Below are 17,953 nucleotides of genomic sequence, written 5' to 3' on the forward strand. Positions count from 1 at the left end.
TCTGCTACATCTATCTGGCGAAATGCTGCCTGCAGTGCCGTAACCCCGCAGGCAGAGCGGCGCGGTTAAGCGTCGCGATCTTCTGCTGCTGGCTCGCCACCCTCTGCTGCCGGCTCTTCGCCTGCAACAGCCTCATCGGCTTCGGCGACGACGACAGGGTTGCCCTCTTCGTCCAGCGCCTCGTCGATGTCTTCCTCGGAAGGCTCCTGCACACGCTCCAGGCCGACCAGTTTCTCGTCCTTGGCCAGCTTGATCAGGGTCACGCCCTGGGTATTGCGGCCGGAACTGGAGACTTCGTCGACACGGGTGCGTACCAGGGTGCCCTGGTCGGAAATCAGCATGATTTCCTCGCCATCCTGCACCTGGATGGCGCCGATCAGCGGGCCGTTACGCTCCTTGGTGATCATGCCGATCACGCCCTGGCCACCCCGGCCGCGACGCGGGAACTTGGACAGCGCGGTACGCTTGCCGAAACCACGCTCGGAAGCGGTGAGGATCTGCGCACCGGATTCCGGGATCAGCATGGAAATCAGGCGCTGGTCCTTGCCGATCCGCATGCCGCGGATACCACGGGCGCCACGGCCCATGACCCGCACCACGCTCTCGGCGAAACGGATCACCTTGCCGGCGCTGGAGAACAGCATGACTTCCTTGGAACCGTCGGTGATGGCGGCGGCGATCAAGGTGTCGCCTTCCTTCAGCTTCAGGGCGATCAGGCCGTTGGAACGCGGACGGCTGAATTGCACCAGCGGGGTCTTCTTCACGGTACCGGAGGCGGTGGCCATGAAGATGTAGGCGCCAGTCGGCTCGGCCACCAGCTCGGCGGTTTCGCCTTCGACTTCCTCGACCTCGGCGACTTCTGCCACTTCTTCGGCTTCGACGATCTCGCCTTCGAGCACGGCGTCGTCGCTGTCGTCCACGTCGTCGGCGCCGGCCTGCTGCTGCAGGGCCTCGAGGTCGATCTGCAGCATGGTGGTGATGTACTCACCCTCCTCCAGCGGCAGCAGGTTGACCAGCGGGCGGCCGCGGGCGGCGCGGGACGCTTCGGGAATTTCGTAGGTTTTCAGCCAGTACACCTTGCCCTTGCTGGAGAACAGCAGCAGCGTGGCGTGGCTGTTGGCGACCAGCAGGTGGGCGATGTAGTCCTCGTCCTTGATGCCGGTGGCCGACTTGCCCTTGCCGCCGCGGCGCTGGGCCTGGTAGGCGGTCAATGGCTGAGTCTTGGCATAACCGCCGTAGGAGATGGTCACCACGCGTTCTTCTTGCGGGATCATGTCACCCAGGGTCAGGTCCAGACGCGAGTCGAGGATCTCGGTACGGCGCTTGTCGCCGAACTCGGCCTTGACCGCTTCCAGCTCCTCGCGAATCACTTCCATCAGGCGCTCGGCGCTGGTCAGGATGCGGATCAGCTCGCCGATCTGGTTGAGGATTTCCTGGTACTCGGCCAGCAGCTTCTCGTGCTCCAGGCCGGTCAGGCGGTGCAGGCGCAGGTCGAGGATCGCCTGGGCCTGTTCCGGCGACAGGTAGTACTTGCCGTCACGCAGGCCGTATTGCGGATCGAGACCTTCCGGGCGGCAGGAGTCGGCACCCGCGCGCTCGACCATGGCCTCCACGGCGGTGGATTCCCAGGCGGTGGAAATCAGCGCTTCCTTGGCTTCCGATGGTGTCGGCGAGGCCTTGATCAGGGCGATGACCGGGTCGATGTTGGACAGCGCGACCGCCTGGCCTTCGAGGATGTGACCACGCTCACGGGCCTTGCGCAGTTCGAACACGGTACGCCGGGTGACCACCTCGCGGCGGTGCAGGATGAAGGCCTCGAGCATGTCCTTGAGGTTGAGGATCTTCGGCTGGCCGTCGATCAGCGCCACCACGTTGATGCCGAACACGCTCTGCATCTGGGTCTGGGCGTAGAGGTTGTTGAGGATCACCTCGGGCACTTCGCCGCGGCGCAGCTCGATGACCACGCGCATGCCGTCCTTGTCGGACTCGTCGCGCAGCTCGGTGATGCCCTCGAGCTTCTTCTCCTTGACCAGCTCGGCGATCTTCTCGATCAGGCGCGCCTTGTTCAGCTGGTACGGCAGCTCGGTGACGACGATCTGCTGGCGGCCGCCGACCTTGTCGATGTCCTCGACTTCGGCGCGGGCGCGGATGTAGATGCGGCCACGGCCGGTGCGGTAGGCCTCGATGATGCCGGCGCGCCCGTTGATGATGCCCGCGGTCGGGAAGTCCGGGCCGGGGATGTACTGCATCAGCTCATCGACGGTCAGCTCCGGATTGTCGATCAGCGCCAGGCAGCCATCGATCACTTCGCCCAGGTTGTGCGGCGGGATGTTGGTGGCCATGCCCACGGCGATACCGCTGGAACCGTTGACCAGCAGGTTGGGGATCTTGGTCGGCATGACCGCCGGGATCTGCTCGGTGCCGTCGTAGTTGGGCACCCAGTCGACGGTTTCCTTGTGCAGGTCGGCCAGCAGCTCGTGGGCCAGCTTGGTCATGCGCACTTCGGTGTATCGCATGGCGGCGGCGTTGTCGCCGTCCACCGAACCGAAGTTGCCCTGGCCGTCGACCAGCAGGTAGCGCAGCGAGAAGGGCTGGGCCATCCGCACGATGGTGTCGTAGACGGCGGTATCACCGTGGGGGTGATATTTACCGATCACGTCACCGACCACACGGGCGGATTTCTTGTAGGGCTTGTTCCAGTCGTTGCCCAGCTCGCTCATGGCGAACAGCACCCGGCGATGCACGGGCTTCAGGCCATCGCGCGCATCCGGCAAGGCACGCCCGACGATCACGCTCATCGCGTAGTCGAGGTACGACTGTTTCAGTTCATCTTCGATGTTGACCGGGAGGATTTCTTTGGCCAGTTCGCCCATGAGTAGCCTGATTCCTTTTTTCTGATGAAACTCCGCCCGGCTCATCTGCAGCCGGACGAAGCGCGTCGCAATGGCATCAGGCCAGCGACGACTCACGACAAATCAATACGTTATGTCATGCATTCGAGCAGTGACGGCAACCGCAGGCGGCGCCCCTGAAAACTGCCGGAGCTTACCACAAAGCGCGCCCTGCACCTATCCCCGCAGCGTATGAAGCCGGGTGCTCAATGCAGCCGTTTGCGACACATCAGCTGAGTGAGCTTGGCCGCGTCCGGGCGCTCGATCACCCCGCGCTCGGTGACCAGGAAATCCACCAGGTCGCCCGGGGTCACGTCGTAGCGCGGCGCCACCTCGTCCACGCCCGTGATGCGCTCATGGGGCGAATAGGCCAGCGGGCCGCGGCCCAGGTCGTGAAAACCCTCCTCGCCGCTCTCCTGCTGCAGGTCGATGAGCGCGCTCGGCGCCACCACCATCAGCCGCACACCATGGTGCATGGCCGCCACGGCCAGCTGATAGGTGCCGATCACGCCCAACACATCGCCATTGGCGGCGATCCGCTCGGCGCCGACGATGGCCCAGGTGATACCCCGTTCCTTCATCACATGGGCGAGCGCCGCATCGGCGCTCAACGCGGCGGCGATGCCTTCGCGCTGCAGTTCCCAGGCAGCCCGATGCGCGCCCTCCAGAGACGGCCGGCTCTCGCCCAGGTAACAGCGCTCCAGCAGGCCTTCGAGCTGGGCCGCGCGCACCACCCCAAGGGCCGTACCGATGCCGCCACCGGCCAGCGCGCCGGCACAGCCGATGCTCATGAGGTTCTGCAGGTTGCCCTGAAACCCGCGGATCAGCTCCACGCCAAGCTGGGCCATGGCCAGATTGGCCTCGCGGTCGCGCTGATGGGCGCCACGGGCTTCATCCTCCAGCACGGCCAGGGCCTGCGCACCGGGCTTCATGACCGCCAGACGCTGCTGCATGCGCGCCAGCAGGCGCTCGCCCTCTTGCGCTGGCAGACCGGCCGCGCACAGCGCATCGCGATCGACTTGCAGCCCGGCGCGCCAATCAGCGCCCTCGTCCACCCGCTGCCGGGCACCGAGCACCAGCGCGTAGCCGCTGCAGATCAGCCGGGCGGCAGCGCCCAGCAGCGCGCCTTCGGCCAGCACCGTGGCCACGGCAGACACCGAATGACAGGCCTGCCAGACCTGCTCGCCAGGCAGGCGGCGCTGATCGAGCACGTGCAGCACACCCTCGCGCCAGACCAACCCCACGACCTGCTCGGCAGCCAGCAAACGCTCGCGCATCACCTACTCCATCCAAGAAAGCCGGCCAGTATACGCCTGGCAGGCACCGCGCCGCACGCCACGCACCTTCAAGACTGGCGCGTTCCTCTATAGACTCAGGGTTTTCGCTCAGGGAGCCCACCCATGGCCGACGCCCCGCTCGACCTTCTATTGCTGCCCACCTGGCTGGTGCCGGTCGAGCCTGCCGGCGTCGTGCTGCACGACCATGGCCTGGGTATCCGCGACGGCCGCATCGCGCTGATCGCCCCGCGCGCCGAGGCCCTGCGCCGTGGCGCGACGGAGGTCCGCGAACTGCCCGGCCGCCTGCTGACCCCCGGCCTGGTCAACGCCCACGGGCATGCCGCCATGACCCTGTTCCGCGGCCTGGCCGATGACCTGCCACTGATGACCTGGCTGGAAAAGCATATCTGGCCGGCGGAAGCCAAATGGGTCGATGAGCAGTTCGTGCAGGACGGCACCGAGCTGGCCATCGCCGAACAGATAAAGAGCGGCATCAGCTGCTTTGCCGACATGTACTTCTTTCCCGAGATGGCCTGTGAGCGGGTGCACGCCAGCGGCATGCGCGCACAGATCAGCATCCCCGTGCTGGACTTCGCCATCCCTGGCGCCCGGGATGCCGACGAGGCCCTGCGCAAGGGCGTGACCCTGCTCGACGACATGAAGCATCACCCGCGCATCAGCGTGGCCTTCGGGCCCCATGCACCCTACACGGTCAGCGACGCGAATCTGGAAAAGCTGCGCATCCTCGCCGAGGAAGTGGACGCCGGCATCCACATGCACGTCCATGAAACCGCCTTCGAGGTGCAGCAGAGCCTGGAACACCACGGCGAGCGCCCCCTGGCGCGCCTCAATCGCCTGGGCCTGCTGGGCCCGCGCTTCCAGGCCGTGCACATGACCCAGATCGATGACGAGGACATCGCCCTGCTGGTGGCCACCAACAGCAGCGTGATCCACTGCCCGGAATCCAACCTCAAGCTGGCCAGCGGCTTCTGCCCGGTCGAGAAGCTCTGGCAGGCCGGCGTCAACGTGGCCATCGGCACCGACGGCGCGGCCAGCAACAACGACCTCGACCTGCTCGGCGAAACCCGCACCGCTGCCCTGCTGGCCAAGGCCGTGGCCGGCTCGGCCAGCGCCCTGGATGCACACCGCGCCTTGCGCATGGCGACCCTCAACGGCGCCCGCGCCCTGGGTCTGGAGGGCGAGATCGGCTCGCTGGAGCTCGGCAAGGCCGCCGACATCGTCGCCTTCGACCTGCGCGGTCTGGCCCAGCAACCGGTCTATGACCCGGTTTCACAACTGATCTACGCCACCTCCCGGCACTGCGTCGAGCACCTCTGGGTCGCCGGCAAACCGCTGCTCGAAGAAGGCCGGCTGACGCGCCTGGACGAAGAACGCATCGTTGCCACCACCCAGCGGTGGGGCGCGAAAATAGCCGGACGTCCGGCACATTGATCACCACCTCCGGCAAACTGTCACAGGGCAACGGCCAGCAAACCGCCCCGGCGGGCGCGCAAAACTGGCAACATGGGCGCCTATCGCGTCCTGTCCTACGCATTCGCTTTATCCAGGGAAAACCATGAGCAACGTCGACCACGCTGAAATCGCCAAATTCGAAGCCCTCGCCCATCGCTGGTGGGACAAGGAGAGCGAGTTCAAGCCCTTGCACGAGATCAACCCGCTGCGCGTCAACTGGATCGACGAGCGTGCCGGCCTGGCCGGCAAGAAGGTGCTCGACGTCGGCTGTGGCGGCGGCATTCTCAGCGAGGCCATGGCCCAGCGCGGCGCCAGCGTGACCGGTATCGACATGGGCGAGGCGCCCCTGGCGGTGGCCCGCCTGCACCAACTCGAGTCAGGCGTTGAAGTGGATTACCGGCAGATCACCGCCGAGGCCATGGCCGAAGAAATGCCCGGCCAGTTCGACGTGGTCACCTGCCTGGAGATGCTCGAGCACGTACCGGATCCGTCCTCGGTGATTCGCGCCTGCCACAAGCTGGTCAAGCCCGGTGGCCAGGTGTTCTTCTCCACCATCAACCGCAACCCCAAGGCTTACCTGTTCGCGGTGATCGGCGCCGAATACATCCTACGCCTGCTGCCACGTGGCACCCACGACTTCAAGAAATTCATCCGCCCCTCGGAACTGGGTGCCTGGAGCCGCCAGGCCGGCCTGGAGGTCAAGGACATCATCGGCCTGACCTACAACCCGCTGACCAAGCACTACAAGCTGGCCAACGACGTCGACGTCAACTACATGGTGCACACCCGCAAGGCCGACTGATCGCCCTGCCCTCGCTCAGGCCGCCGACACGGGCGGCCGCTGGGCCTGCGCCTGGACCCACCGCGCGTAGGCCTCGACCGCCAATCCCACGTCCTCCACGGCCACCGCCTCGGCCGGGTTATGGCTGATGCCAGCGGCACAACGCACGAACAGCATGCCAACCGGCCAGCGCTCGGCCATGGCGATGGCGTCATGGCCGGCGCCGCTGGGCAACGACAGGCTGCGCCCTTGCACCTCATGCAGTACCCGCGTCAGCGAGGCCTGCATGGCGGGGTCGCAGCGGGTCGCCGAAATCCCGTAGTACTGGCTGGCGTGAAACTGCAGCCCGCGCTGCCGGGCGATGGCCTCGCCCTGGCCGAGCAGATCATCGAGCAGATCGGCCAGGGCGCGATCCTCCGGGCCACGGACATCGAGGGTCAACTCGACCGCGCCGGGAATGACGTTCACCGCTCCCGGATGGCATTGCAGGCAACCCACCGTGGCCACCAGCTGCGGGCCATGCTGCGGCGTCCGTGCTTCGACCGCCACCATCCACTGCGCCGCTGCGGCCAGGGCGTCCTGGCGATGGCTCATCGGCACCGTGCCGGCATGCCCGGCCTGGCCAACGAAGCGGCAATTGAGCCGCCGCGCGCCATTGATGGCGGTGACCACACCGAGCGCCAGATCTTCGCGTTCCAGACACGGACCCTGCTCGATATGCAGCTCCAGATAGGCGGCGTAATCCTCGGTTTGACGGGTGGCGCTGGCGACAGCCGCCGCATCGAGCCCCCAGGCCGCCATGGCCTGAGCGACCGTCACGCCAGCGGCATCGGCTTGGGCAAGCCATTGCTGGGGCCAGCTGCCGGTCAGGCCACGACTGCCCAACAGGGTGATACCGAAGCGCGTGCCCTCCTCGTCGGCGAACCCGACGATCTCGATGGCCAGCGGCAGGCGGATTCCCAGGTCTTGAAAGCGCTGCACCACCTCGATGGCGGCGACCACGCCAAGCATGCCGTCGTAGCGGCCGGCATTGCGCACGGTGTCCAGGTGGGAGCCGAGCAGCAGCGCCTGGGCGCCAGCACTTTGGCCTTCGTAACGGCCGCAGATATTGCCGACGGCGTCCTGCCAGGTGCGCATGCCGGCCGCCTGCATCCACTCGCCCACCAGGGCATTGGCGCGCTGGTGCTCGGCCGACAGATAGACGCGGGTGAGGCCCTCGGCGGACTCGCTGAGCGCCGCCAATTCGTCGCAGCGCGCCATGACCCGCACCGCGGCCTGCTGATTGTCCAGGGCGCCCATCAGCCGCGCTCGCCGTAGTGATCCCAGGCCGCCTGCATGGCCGCGCCCTGGGTGGTACGCAGGCCAAGGCGATTGAGCACCGCCTCCAGGGCGCTGAGGGTCTGCATCACGCAATCCTTGCGGGCGTTGTAGCCCATGGTGCCGATGCGCCAGATCTTGCCAGCCAGCGGCCCAAAGGAGGTGCCGATCTCGATGCCGAAGTCCTGCAGCAGGATCTGGCGCACCTGCTCGCCGTGTACACCGTCGGGAATCACCACGCCCAGCACGTTGTTCATCTTGTGTTCGAGGTTGCCGAAGGTCTCCAGGCCCATGCCCTGGATGCCCTTGAGCAGGGCGTCGCCATGCAGCTTGTGGCGGGCGATTGCGGCGTCCAGGCCTTCGTCGAGCAGTACCCGCGCGCACTCGCGGGCGCCGAACAGTGCCGAGGTGGCTTCGGTGTGGTGGTTGAGGCGCTCGGGGCCCCAGTAGTCGAGGATCATGCCGAGGTCGAAGTAGTTGGAATAGATCATCTCGTCATCGCCGTCCTGGTGGGCGGCGGTACGGATGCCGGCCTCCACGTGGGCGCGACGACGGATCACCTCCACCATCGTCGCACTCAGGGTGATCGGCGCGGTGCCGGACGGCCCGCCCAGGCACTTCTGCAAGCCGGCGGACACCGCATCCAGGCCCCAGGCATCGGCCTCCAGCGGGTTGCCGCCCAGGGAGGCGGTGGCGTCGGTATAGAACAGCACGCCGTGGCGGCGGCAGATGTCACCCAGCTCGGCCAGCGGCTGCAGCAGGGTGGTCGAGGTATCGCCCTGTACGGTCAGCAGCAGGCGCGGCTTCACCTGCCTGACGGCATCCTCGATCTGCTCTGGCGTGAACACCTCACCCCAGGGCACTTCGATGCTGTGCACCTCGGCGCGGCAACGCCGGGCGATTTCACAGAGCAGATGGCCGAAGCGACCCAACACCGGCACCAGCACCTTGTCGCCCGGGCGAATCGCCGACACCAGAATGGCCTCGATACCGGCGCGGGAAGTGCCGTCGACCAGCAGGGTGGCGGCATTGGCGGTGCGGAACACGCCGCGGTACAAGGCCATCACCTCGTTCATGTAGCCGGTCATGGCCGGGTCGTACTGGCCGATCAGCTGGCTGGACATGGCGCGCAGCACGCGGGGGTCGGCATTGATCGGGCCCGGGCCCATGAGCAGGCGCTGGGGCGGATTGACGGGCAGGAAAGTCGTGTTCATCTGCTGGTTCTCGTTCTGGTGACGCTCAGTTCAGTCCGCGTACGGACGAGATGAATTGCTTGAGTTCGGCGCTCTGCGGGTTGGCGAACAGCTCGCGGCTGGCGCCCTGCTCCCACACCCGGCCCTGGTGCATGAACACCACGCGGTCGCCGACTTCCTGGGCGAAGTTCATTTCGTGGGTGACCAGGATCAGGGTCATGCCCTCCTTGGCCAGTTGTTCGAGCACCTTGAGCACCTCGCCAACCAGTTCCGGATCGAGCGCCGAGGTGATCTCGTCGCACAGCAGCACCTTGGGCGACATGGCCAGCGCACGGGCGATGGCGACCCGCTGCTGCTGGCCGCCGGAGAGGCTTGCCGGGTAGTAGTCCAGGCGATCACCCAGGCCAACCTTCTCGAGCATGCGCGCGGCCAGCTCGCGGCACTCGGCATCGCTCTTCTTCAGCACGCGACGCGGTGCCAGCATGACGTTCTCACGGGCGGTCATGTGCGGGAACAGGTTGAAGCTCTGGAACACCATGCCCACCGAGCGACTGATTTCCCGGGCCTGGGACTCGCGATCGGTGACGGTCATGCCGGCGAGCTTGATACTGCCGTCCTGATAGCCCTCCAGCCCATTGATGCAGCGCAGCAAGGTGCTCTTGCCCGAGCCACTGCGGCCGATGATCGACACCACCTCGCCGACCTCGATGTCGAGATCGACCCCCTTGAGCACGTGGTTGTCGCCGTAGTACTTCTGTACCTGATCAATGGTGATGAGCGGCATTGAATTTCTTCTCCAGATACTGGCTGTAACGCGACAGCGGATAACACATCAGGAAGTAGCCCAGCGCCACCAGGCCGAACACCTTGAAGGGCTCGTAGGTGACATTGTTGAGGATGGTGCCGGCCTTGGTCAGCTCGACGAAGCCGATGATCGATGCCAGTGCCGTGCCCTTGATCACCTGCACGGCGAAGCCGACGGTGGGCGCGATGCCGATGCGCAGCGCCTGGGGCAGGACGACGCGAAACAGGGTCTGCCCGAAGCCCAGCCCCAGGCAGCGACAGGCCTCCCACTGGCCCTTGGGCAAGGCGCGGATGCTGCCATGCCAGATATCCACCAGAAACGCACTGGTATAGAGGGTCAGCGCCAGGGAGGCCGCGGTCCAGGGCGACACGTCGATGCCCAGCAAGGCCACGCCGAAGAACGCCAGAAACAGCTGCATCAGCAGCGGCGTGCCCTGGAACAACTCGGTGTAGCCGCGAATCAGCCAGTGCGGCCAGGCGCGCTTGGACAGCCGCGCCATGACCAGCGCAATGGCCACCAGGGTACCGCCGATGAAGGCAGTGAGCGACAACAGCACGGTCCAGCGCGCGGCCAAGAGCAGGTTGCGCAGGATGTCCCAGTCGGTGAAGGTGGTCAGCATGGCTGCTCTCCAAACCACTTGCGCCCGGCCGCCAGCAGCAACTGGCGCATGGCGATGGACAGCGCCAGGTACATCAGGGTGGTCACCAGATACACCTCGAAGCTCAGGAAGGTACGCGACTGGACCAGGTTGGCGGCGAAGGTCAGTTCCTCGTGGGACACCTGGGAAACCACCGACGAGCCGAGCATGACGATGATGCACTGGCTGACCAGGGCCGGATAAATGCGTTTCAGCGACGGCGGCAACACCACCCGGATGAAGGTTTGCGTGCGGCTCAGGCCCAGCACGCGGCCGGCCTCCCACTGGCCACGGGGCGTGACCTGGATACCGGCGCGGATGATCTCGGTGCTGTAGGCGCCGAGGTTGATCAGCATGGCCAGCAGCGCCGCCTCGCCCGCCGTCAGCTTCACCCCCAGGTTGGGCAGGCCGAAGACGATGAAGAACAGCTGCACCACGAACGGCGTGTTGCGGATCAGCTCGACGTAGACGCCCCACAGGCCACCGAGAATGCTCGGCCGGCCGCTGCGCAGGGCCGCGCCAAGAATGCCCAGGGCCACGCCGCCCACGGTCGCCATCACCGTGAGCTGGATGGTGACCCAGAGACCGGAGAGCAGCTCCGGCCAGTAGGGCCACAGGGCGGAAAAATTCAGCTGCGCCATCATCGTTCAGCCCTTACGCGCCCAGGTTCGCCGGCAGCGGCGCCTTCAGCCACTGTTCGGACAGGCCATTGAGGGTGCCATCGGCCTTGGCCTGCTCGATCAGCGCGTCGACCCTGGCTTTCAGCGCCGCTTCGCCCTTGCGCAGGCCGATGTAGCAAGGCGAATCCTTGAGCATGAATTTGGCGACGGGCGCGCGGGCAGCGTTCTGGCGCTCGATGGCGGCGACCACCAGGTTGCCGGTGGCCACATACTCCACCTGCCCGGACAGGTAGGCCGACAGCGTGGTGTTGTTGTCTTCGTAACGCCTGACCTGGGCACCTTCGGGCGCCACCTCGGTGAGCACCATGTCCTCCACGGCGCCGCGGGTCACGCCAATCGACTTGCCGACCAACTCGTCGGCCTTCTCCAGGGTGCTGTCCTTGGCGCCGAACACGCCAAGGAAGAACGGCGCATAGGCCGCACTGAAGTCGATCACCTGCTCACGCTCGGCATTCTTGCCCAGGCTGGAGATCACCAGGTCGACCTTGTCGGTCTGCAGGTACGGCACCCGGTTGGCACTGGTGACCGGCACCAATTGCAACTTAAGTTTCATCTCCTTGGCCAGGTACCTGGCCATGTCGATGTCATAGCCCTGGGGCTGCAAGTCGGTGCCCACGGAGCCGAAAGGCGGGAAATCCTGCGGCACGGCGACCCGGATCACCCCGCGCTTTTCGATCTCCTGCCACTGGTCGGCCAGCGCGGTGGCCGCCTGGGTCAACAGCAGGCCAGCGGTCAGCAGTGCAATCAATCCCTTCTTCATCGGCTTCACCCCATCATCGTCAGTCATGAAACGAAAGATTCTTATATTTCGAATTTGCAACCAACGTGCCAGAGCACTTTCCGACCACGCTTCTCCGGAAAACCTCGTGAATCCAGCCTTGCAAGCCAACAAAAACGGAGCTTACGAATAAGCGCTACAGCGTTCAAAGCGCCATAAAGAGGCAAAACACGCAATTCAAGCGCCACAAAAAAGGGCGCCATCTGGCGCCCTTCGGTGTTCGCGCACCACGAAGGCGCACTAACGTTGCTCCAATTCGTCCAGTTGCCCATACAGCCCGGCAATCTGGTGGATGCGCTGACGCCCCTGGGTCAGTTGCTCGTGCAACAGCGCGTTGACCAACAGGTTGATCAGGCTGTTGGCGCTGGCATAGCTGTCGAATGCCGACACGCTGTCCAGCGGCGTACACAGATGCCAATGCGCCAGTTCGATGACGCCCTGGGCCTGGGGCTCGCAGATCACCAGGGTGGGCACCTGCTGGGCCTGCAGGGCTTGCAGCAGCGGGCGAATGATCCGCGGGCGACGCCGGAAGCCCAGCACCACCACCAGGTCGTCGGCGCTCAGATCCACCAGCTCTTCAGCCAGCGTTTGCCCCGGCTGCGGCAACACCTGCGCCCCGCTGCGCACCTGCAGCAGTTGCTGGCGCAAGTGCAGGGCCACGGGAAAGGCATTGCGCATACCGACCACGAAGACCCGCCGGCTACTGCCGAGCGCCCGGATCACCTCACCGAATTGCTCGGCATCGATGGCATTGACCCACTGGGTAAGGTTGGCCATCTCCTGCTTGTAATGGCGGGCCAACAGGGTGTTGCCCTGCACCACGTCGCGGTTGTCGGCCACCGGCAGACCGCTCTGGCGCAGGTTGCGCTGTTCCTCGCGCATGTCCTTGTATTTCTCGTAGCCCAGGCGCTTGAACAACCGGCTGACGGTAGCCTTGGAGACCCCGGCAAGCCGCGCCAGCTCGGCGCTGTTGTAGCTGACCAGGTCATCGTAGTGGTCGAGCACGAAGTCAGCGATGCGCTGCTCCTGTGGCGCGAGCTGTGCATAGTGACTGCGCAGACGTTCATCGAGTCGAGTCATGGAAGGCGCCTTGTAACTTTCGTTTCATTCGGTCGATGATATAGGAAGTACTCATCTGCCTGAAATCGCCACGCCTCAATTCATCGAAAGCGCACCGAGGTGCCGAGCCGCCACCTTCGCAAGGAGAACACCATGACCCCGATCACCCCCGACTGGGCTGCCTATGTCGCCCAGATGGAACAGGTTCTGGCCCTGGAGCTGGACGACGCACGACGCCAGGAACTGCTCACCCAGTTCAGCCGCATCGCCGCGATGGCGGCGCCGCTGATGGCGTTCCCGCTCGATGATCGACTGGAAGTCGCCGGGGTGTACCAGGCATGAATCCGGCCCTGCTTTCCATCAGCGAACTCAGAAAGGCCCTGGCGGCGGGCGAGCTCAGCGCCGGGGAAATCGCCGAGCACAGCCTGGCGGCGATCGAGCGCCATGATCCGGCGATCAACGCCTGGACGCAGATCACCGGGCAGCGCATGCGCGACGAGGCTGAGCGGCTGGATCGCCAACGACGGGAAGGCTCGCCCCTGCCGCCGCTGGCAGCGGTGCCTTATGCGGTGAAGAACCTGTTCGACGTCGCCGGCTACTCGACCCTGGCCGGCGCGCGGCTGTTCCAGGATCGACCGGCCGCGCCGGTCGACGCCTGGGCCGTGCGCCAGCTGTCGGCCAGTGGCGCCCTGCTCTCGGGGATGCTGAACATGGATGCCTACGCCTACGGCTTCACCACGGAGAACACCCACTTCGGCGCGACCCGCAACCCCCATGACCTCTCGCGCATCGCCGGTGGCTCCTCCGGCGGCTCGGCAGCGGCGGTGGCGGCCGGCCTGGTGAATTTCTCCCTGGGCAGCGACACCAACGGCTCCATTCGCGTGCCCGCCTCGTTGTGCGGAATCTTCGGCCTCAAGCCCACCTTTGGCCGGCTGTCGCGCAGCGGCTCGCACCCCTTCGTGGGCAGCCTCGACCATATCGGCCCGCTGGCGCGCAGCAGCGCCGACCTCGCCGCGGTCTACGACGCGCTGCAAGGCCTTGATCCGGCGGACGGCTTCCAGGCCAGCCAGCCCGCGCACGCCGTGTCGGCGCTGCTGGAGCGCGACCACGATGGCCTGCGCGTCGGCGTGCTCGGCGGTTACTTTCAGCAGTGGTGCGACGATAGCGCGCGCGACGCCGTAGCCCGGGCGGCCAAGGCCCTGAACGCCAGCGAAGAAATCACCCTGGCGGACGCCGAACTGGCGCGTACGTCGGCATTCATCATCAGCGCATCGGAAGGCGGCAACGCCTACCTGCCGGCACTGCGCCGCGCCCCGGAGGTTTTCGAGCCGCTGTCACGGGAGCGCCTGCTGGCCGGCGCGATGATTCCCGCCGCCTGGTACGTGCAGGCCCAGCGCTTCCGGCGCCACTTCCAGCAGCAGGTACTGCCGCTGTTCAACGGCATCGATGTGCTGATCGCCCCCGCGACGCCCACCAGCGCCACGCCCATCGGCCAGGAAACCCTGCGCATCAATGGCGTCGACCTGCCAACCCGCGCCAGCATGGGCATGCTGGCGCAGCCGATTTCCTTTCTCGGCCTGCCGGTGGTCAGCGTACCCCTGCGTGCGGCCAACGGCCTGCCGATCGGCGTGCAGCTGATCGCTGCGCCCTTCAAGGAAGAGGTATGCCTGCGCGCTGCCGCTGCGCTGGAGCGCCAGGGTATCGCGCAAGCCCAAGCCGTGAATCTGGAGTGCAGCCATGAGCCCTGAACAACTGGACCTGCCCGCCGTGCGGGCCGAAGTCACCGCTGCCTTCCAGCGCTACGAACAGGCGTTGATCAGCAATGATATCGCCGTGCTCGACGAGCTGTTCTGGCACGACCCGCGCACGGTTCGCCTGGGGGCCGCCGAGAACCTCTACGGCATCGACGAGATCCGCGCATTCCGCGCCGCGCGACCAGCCGCCGGCCTGCACCGCGAATTGCACAACACGGTGATCACCACCTACGGCGAGGACTTCGCCGTATGCAGCACCGAGTTCACCCGGGAGGGCAGCCGGCGCATCGGCCGCCAGCAGCAGAGCTGGGTGAAACTGGACGGCCAGTGGCGCATCGTCGCCGCCCAGGTCAGCCTGATGAGCTGAGCGGCTGCGCGCTGCGACAAACTGACATAGAGTAGGAGCACCTGTTCCGCCCCATCGGGCATCGTAAACTGGCAACATGCGCTTCATGCCCGTTACCCACGCCAGTGTGGCCACACGCCACGCTAGACTCGAATTCCAAGGAGGCCTGATGCGCTTGCGCGCGGTTCTTTTCGACATGGATGGCACGCTGCTCGACAGCGCGCCGGACTTCATCGCCATCTGCCAGGCCATGCGCGCCGAGCGCGGCCTGCCGCCGGTGGAAGAAAAGCTGATTCGCGACCACGTCTCCGGTGGCGCCCGGGCGATGATCCTCAACGCCTTCGACATCGACCCGATGAGCCCGGGTTTCGAAGCCTTGCGCCTGGAGTTCCTGGAACGTTACCAGGACCATTGCGCGGTGCTGACCCGTCCCTACGAGGGCATCGAGCCGCTGCTCGAGGACATCGAGCGGGCCAAGCTGCTCTGGGGCGTGGTGACCAACAAGCCGCTGCGTTTCGCCGAGCCGATCATGCAGCGCCTGGGCCTTGCCGAGCGCTCCTCGATCCTGATCTGCCCGGACCACGTGACCCGCAGCAAGCCGGACCCCGAGCCGATGATCCTGGCCTGCTCGACCCTCAAGCTCGACCCGGCCAGCGTGCTGTTCGTCGGCGACGACCTGCGCGACATCGAATCCGGCCGCGACGCCGGCACCAAGACCGCGGCGGTCACCTACGGCTACATCCACCCCGACGACAACCCCCGTCACTGGGGCGCCGACGTGGTGGTCGATCATCCGTTGGAACTGCGCAAGGTGCTCGATCAGGCGCTGTGCAGCTGCTGAGCCGCAAGCTGCAAGCTGCAAGCTGCAAGCTGCAAGCAAAGTGACGACTCACGCTTTCCAGACATCAATGGCTTTTGCTTGAGGCTCAGGGCTTGAAGCTTGCCGCTCTTCGAAGGAGCCTTCCATGTTCGATTACAGCGCCCGCCCCGACCTGCTCAAGGATCGCGTGATCCTGGTGACCGGCGCGGGCCGGGGGATCGGCGCCGCCGCGGCGCGTACCTACGCGGCCCACGGCGCCACCGTGCTGCTGCTGGGCAAGAGTGAAGAGAACCTGGCGCGCACCTACGATGCCATTGAAGGAGCCGGCCATCCGCAACCGGTGGTAATCCCCTTCGACCTGGAGACTGCGCTGCCGCACCAGTACGACGAACTGGCGGCGATGGTCGAAAAGGCGTTCGGCAAACTCGACGGCCTGCTGCACAACGCCTCGATCATCGGCCCGCGCACGCCGCTGGAGCAGCTGTCGGGCGACAATTTCATGCGCGTCATGCAGGTCAACGTCAACGCCATGTTCATGCTCACCAGCACGCTGCTGCCGCTGCTCAAGCTGTCCACCGATGCCTCGGTGGTGTTCACCTCCAGCAGTGTCGGCCGCAAGGGCCGTGCCTACTGGGGGGCCTACGCGGTGTCCAAGTTCGCCACCGAAGGGCTGATGCAGGTGATGGCCGATGAGGTCGACGGCATCACCGCGATTCGCGCCAACAGCGTCAACCCGGGCGGCACCCGCACCGACATGCGCGCCCAGGCCTACCCGGGGGAAGACCCGCAGACCCGGCCGACGCCAGAGGCCATCATGCCGGTCTATCTCTACCTGATGGGGCCGGACAGCCAGGGCACCAACGGCCAGGCATTCGACGCGCAGTAACCGTTGCGGCAGATGCCCTGCAGCCGATTTGTGCTCTCCTCTTTTTCATCGACGGTGGCTGCGACATTAATTTGTCGCGGCCATATGGAAAGCGGCAATTGCTTGCCGTGAATCTGACGGCCGATTGCCATCAATGGCTCTCTGCCTCCATCCAGTCGTCGCAACCCATTGAACCTCAAGGCTTTCAGGCAAGCCTAAAAGACTGGCACGAAATTAGCTCTGTAGCTCACAAGCTGCAACGAAGCGCCAGAGGTTCAAAAAAAATGGTTCCACCCAGCCAGAAAAACACGATCGATTTCGACGCTGCCAAACTGCAGCGCCTCGGTTTCTCACCCCGCAAGGAGCAGACCCGCCCGGTCAGCCTGGCGCAACTGCATCAGCGCCTTGGCCTGCAGCTGCAGACCAGCCTGGACGGCGAGCGCATCCTCGCCCTCTTCTTTCGCGAGCTGCAGCATCTGGTTCCGGTGGACTCGCTGGGCTATCAGCACTCGAGCAGCGACCTGCGCCTGGACTTCGGCCAGCAGGCCAATCACTCGGCCACCTACCGCCTCAGTCACGAGAGCGAGTACCTGGGCGAGCTGACGTTCCGGCGCCGCCAGCGCTTCTCCGATCACGAACTGGCGCAGCTCGAGTCCCTGCTGGCCAGCCTCATGTATCCGCTGCGCAACGCCCTGCTCTACCGCGTGGCGATCCAGAGCGCGTTACGTGACCCGTTGACCAACACCGGCAACCGGATCGCCATGGATCAGATGCTGGGCCGCGAGATCGAACTGGCGCGTCGCAACGGCCAGCCCTTGTCGGTGCTGATGCTGGATATCGATCACTTCAAGGGCATCAACGATAAGCATGGTCACAGCGCCGGTGATGAAGTGCTCAAGGCCGTCGCCACCACCCTCAAGGATCAGCTGCGCAACATCGACATGGTGTTCCGCTATGGCGGCGAGGAATTCGTGGTGCTGCTGTCCGGCACCCCGCGCGAGGGCGCGCAGCTGGTCGGCGAGCGCTTGCGTGAGGCGGTACTGGGCTTGCAGTGCGTGGTTCAGGGCCGACCGGTGAAGATGTCCATCAGCCTGGGCTGCGCCACCCTGGAACTCGGCGAGTCCGTGGACAGCCTGCTCAACCGCGCCGACAAGGCGCTGTACAGCGCCAAGCGCAGCGGCCGCAATTGCCTGGCCATGGCCGTCTGACGAGCCCGCCAGCGCCCCTACGAAAAAGGGCCCCATCGGTGACGATTGGGGCCCTTTTCGTGCCAGGCG

17 protein-coding genes are annotated in these 17,953 nt (G+C 65.7%); 8 read left to right on the top strand and 9 right to left on the bottom strand.

All coding sequences use genetic code 11. The features are described 5' to 3' along the window. Positions 1-65 precede the first annotated feature (65 nt). The gene (gene gyrA / locus SA190iCDA_RS15425) at positions 66-2,873 is read right to left on the bottom strand and encodes a DNA gyrase subunit A (protein WP_070886261.1); all 2,808 of its coding nucleotides are present in this window, start codon (positions 2,871-2,873) and stop codon (positions 66-68) included. 224 nt (positions 2,874-3,097) lie between these two features. Continuing rightward, entirely contained in the window at positions 3,098-4,168 is a 1,071-nt protein-coding gene (locus tag SA190iCDA_RS15430) for a s-methyl-5-thioribose-1-phosphate isomerase (RefSeq protein WP_070886262.1), read from the bottom strand. A 123-nt stretch (positions 4,169-4,291) separates the two neighbouring features. On the opposite strand from SA190iCDA_RS15430, the gene SA190iCDA_RS15435 reads away from it, so the two are divergent. Together SA190iCDA_RS15435 and ubiG are read left to right on the top strand one after the other, a co-directional pair. Continuing rightward, positions 4,292-5,620, top strand: a complete 1,329-nt coding sequence (locus tag SA190iCDA_RS15435) for a TRZ/ATZ family hydrolase (protein ID WP_070886263.1) — start codon at positions 4,292-4,294, stop codon at positions 5,618-5,620. Positions 5,621-5,744: 124 nt separating this feature from the next. Beyond that, a complete protein-coding gene (gene ubiG / locus SA190iCDA_RS15440) occupies positions 5,745-6,443 on the top strand; it encodes a bifunctional 2-polyprenyl-6-hydroxyphenol methylase/3-demethylubiquinol 3-O-methyltransferase UbiG (RefSeq protein ID WP_070886264.1) in 699 nt (232 codons plus the stop codon). Positions 6,444-6,458: 15 nt separating this feature from the next. Here ubiG and hpxK read toward each other — a convergent pair whose 3' ends face one another. The 7 genes from hpxK to SA190iCDA_RS15475 all read right to left on the bottom strand — a co-directional run bounded on the left by hpxK (position 6,459) and on the right by SA190iCDA_RS15475 (position 12,912). Further along, positions 6,459-7,721: an allantoate amidohydrolase gene (gene hpxK / locus SA190iCDA_RS15445; protein ID WP_070886265.1), complete on the bottom strand. Its 1,263-nt coding sequence runs from the start codon at positions 7,719-7,721 to the stop codon at positions 6,459-6,461. Then, entirely contained in the window at positions 7,721-8,953 is a 1,233-nt protein-coding gene (locus SA190iCDA_RS15450; protein ID WP_070886266.1) for a pyridoxal-phosphate-dependent aminotransferase family protein, read from the bottom strand. Before SA190iCDA_RS15450 ends, hpxK begins: the two co-directional genes overlap by 1 nt. A 25-nt stretch (positions 8,954-8,978) precedes the next feature. Continuing rightward, a complete protein-coding gene (locus SA190iCDA_RS15455) occupies positions 8,979-9,716 on the bottom strand; it encodes an amino acid ABC transporter ATP-binding protein (RefSeq protein ID WP_070886267.1) in 738 nt (245 codons plus the stop codon). Next, positions 9,697-10,353, bottom strand: a complete 657-nt coding sequence (locus tag SA190iCDA_RS15460; protein WP_070886572.1) for an amino acid ABC transporter permease — start codon at positions 10,351-10,353, stop codon at positions 9,697-9,699. The genes SA190iCDA_RS15455 and SA190iCDA_RS15460 overlap by 20 nt, the downstream gene beginning before the upstream one ends. Then, on the bottom strand, positions 10,350-11,018 hold the full coding sequence (locus SA190iCDA_RS15465; RefSeq protein ID WP_070886268.1) for an amino acid ABC transporter permease: 669 nt from the start codon (positions 11,016-11,018) through the stop codon (positions 10,350-10,352). The genes SA190iCDA_RS15460 and SA190iCDA_RS15465 overlap by 4 nt, the downstream gene beginning before the upstream one ends. A gap of 10 nt (positions 11,019-11,028) precedes the next feature. Then, positions 11,029-11,841 carry a transporter substrate-binding domain-containing protein gene (locus SA190iCDA_RS15470; RefSeq protein ID WP_419203790.1) on the bottom strand — a complete coding sequence of 271 codons (813 nt, stop codon included), beginning with the start codon at positions 11,839-11,841 and terminating at the stop codon, positions 11,029-11,031. Positions 11,842-12,072: 231 nt separating this feature from the next. Continuing rightward, the gene (locus tag SA190iCDA_RS15475; protein WP_070886269.1) at positions 12,073-12,912 is read right to left on the bottom strand and encodes a MurR/RpiR family transcriptional regulator; all 840 of its coding nucleotides are present in this window, start codon (positions 12,910-12,912) and stop codon (positions 12,073-12,075) included. 132 nt (positions 12,913-13,044) lie between these two features. On the opposite strand from SA190iCDA_RS15475, the gene hpxX reads away from it, so the two are divergent. The 6 genes from hpxX (at position 13,045) to SA190iCDA_RS15505 (ending at position 17,884) form a co-directional block, all read left to right on the top strand. Then, positions 13,045-13,233, top strand: a complete 189-nt coding sequence (gene hpxX / locus SA190iCDA_RS15480; RefSeq protein WP_070886270.1) for an oxalurate catabolism protein HpxX — start codon at positions 13,045-13,047, stop codon at positions 13,231-13,233. Next, positions 13,230-14,639 (top strand): AtzE family amidohydrolase, encoded by a 1,410-nt coding sequence (locus SA190iCDA_RS15485; RefSeq protein WP_070886271.1) that lies wholly within the window; start codon positions 13,230-13,232, stop codon positions 14,637-14,639. Before hpxX ends, SA190iCDA_RS15485 begins: the two co-directional genes overlap by 4 nt. Beyond that, the gene (gene hpxZ / locus SA190iCDA_RS15490; RefSeq protein WP_070886272.1) at positions 14,629-15,012 is read left to right on the top strand and encodes an oxalurate catabolism protein HpxZ; all 384 of its coding nucleotides are present in this window, start codon (positions 14,629-14,631) and stop codon (positions 15,010-15,012) included. The genes SA190iCDA_RS15485 and hpxZ overlap by 11 nt, the downstream gene beginning before the upstream one ends. A 148-nt stretch (positions 15,013-15,160) precedes the next feature. Next, positions 15,161-15,832 (top strand): N-acetylmuramic acid 6-phosphate phosphatase MupP, encoded by a 672-nt coding sequence (mupP, locus tag SA190iCDA_RS15495; RefSeq protein ID WP_070886273.1) that lies wholly within the window; start codon positions 15,161-15,163, stop codon positions 15,830-15,832. Positions 15,833-15,956: 124 nt separating this feature from the next. Next, complete coding sequence (locus SA190iCDA_RS15500; protein WP_070886274.1) at positions 15,957-16,697, top strand: YciK family oxidoreductase; 741 nt, start codon at positions 15,957-15,959, stop codon at positions 16,695-16,697. Positions 16,698-16,960: 263 nt separating this feature from the next. Beyond that, positions 16,961-17,884 (top strand): GGDEF domain-containing protein, encoded by a 924-nt coding sequence (locus SA190iCDA_RS15505; protein WP_070886275.1) that lies wholly within the window; start codon positions 16,961-16,963, stop codon positions 17,882-17,884. The last annotated feature ends 69 nt before the right edge of the window (positions 17,885-17,953 follow it).

It is taken from the genome of Pseudomonas argentinensis, assembly GCF_001839655.2.
In the GTDB taxonomy this organism is placed as follows: Bacteria; Pseudomonadota; Gammaproteobacteria; order Pseudomonadales; family Pseudomonadaceae; genus Aquipseudomonas; species Aquipseudomonas argentinensis_B.

Excerpts from the sequence above, each read along its gene's own strand:
- gyrA (WP_070886261.1), bottom strand. The coding sequence starts at position 2,873 with ATGGGCGAACTGGCCAAAGAAATCCTCCCGGTCAACATCGAAGATGAA.
- SA190iCDA_RS15430 (WP_070886262.1), bottom strand. The coding sequence starts at position 4,168 with ATGCGCGAGCGTTTGCTGGCTGCCGAGCAGGTCGTGGGGTTGGTCTGG.
- SA190iCDA_RS15435 (WP_070886263.1), top strand. The coding sequence starts at position 4,292 with ATGGCCGACGCCCCGCTCGACCTTCTATTGCTGCCCACCTGGCTGGTG.
- ubiG (WP_070886264.1), top strand. The coding sequence starts at position 5,745 with ATGAGCAACGTCGACCACGCTGAAATCGCCAAATTCGAAGCCCTCGCC.
- hpxK (WP_070886265.1), bottom strand. The coding sequence starts at position 7,721 with ATGGGCGCCCTGGACAATCAGCAGGCCGCGGTGCGGGTCATGGCGCGC.
- SA190iCDA_RS15450 (WP_070886266.1), bottom strand. The coding sequence starts at position 8,953 with ATGAACACGACTTTCCTGCCCGTCAATCCGCCCCAGCGCCTGCTCATG.
- SA190iCDA_RS15455 (WP_070886267.1), bottom strand. The coding sequence starts at position 9,716 with ATGCCGCTCATCACCATTGATCAGGTACAGAAGTACTACGGCGACAAC.
- SA190iCDA_RS15465 (WP_070886268.1), bottom strand. The coding sequence starts at position 11,018 with ATGATGGCGCAGCTGAATTTTTCCGCCCTGTGGCCCTACTGGCCGGAG.
- SA190iCDA_RS15470 (WP_419203790.1), bottom strand. The coding sequence starts at position 11,841 with ATGACTGACGATGATGGGGTGAAGCCGATGAAGAAGGGATTGATTGCA.
- SA190iCDA_RS15475 (WP_070886269.1), bottom strand. The coding sequence starts at position 12,912 with ATGACTCGACTCGATGAACGTCTGCGCAGTCACTATGCACAGCTCGCG.
- hpxX (WP_070886270.1), top strand. The coding sequence starts at position 13,045 with ATGACCCCGATCACCCCCGACTGGGCTGCCTATGTCGCCCAGATGGAA.
- SA190iCDA_RS15485 (WP_070886271.1), top strand. The coding sequence starts at position 13,230 with ATGAATCCGGCCCTGCTTTCCATCAGCGAACTCAGAAAGGCCCTGGCG.
- hpxZ (WP_070886272.1), top strand. The coding sequence starts at position 14,629 with ATGAGCCCTGAACAACTGGACCTGCCCGCCGTGCGGGCCGAAGTCACC.
- mupP (WP_070886273.1), top strand. The coding sequence starts at position 15,161 with ATGCGCTTGCGCGCGGTTCTTTTCGACATGGATGGCACGCTGCTCGAC.
- SA190iCDA_RS15500 (WP_070886274.1), top strand. The coding sequence starts at position 15,957 with ATGTTCGATTACAGCGCCCGCCCCGACCTGCTCAAGGATCGCGTGATC.
- SA190iCDA_RS15505 (WP_070886275.1), top strand. The coding sequence starts at position 16,961 with ATGGTTCCACCCAGCCAGAAAAACACGATCGATTTCGACGCTGCCAAA.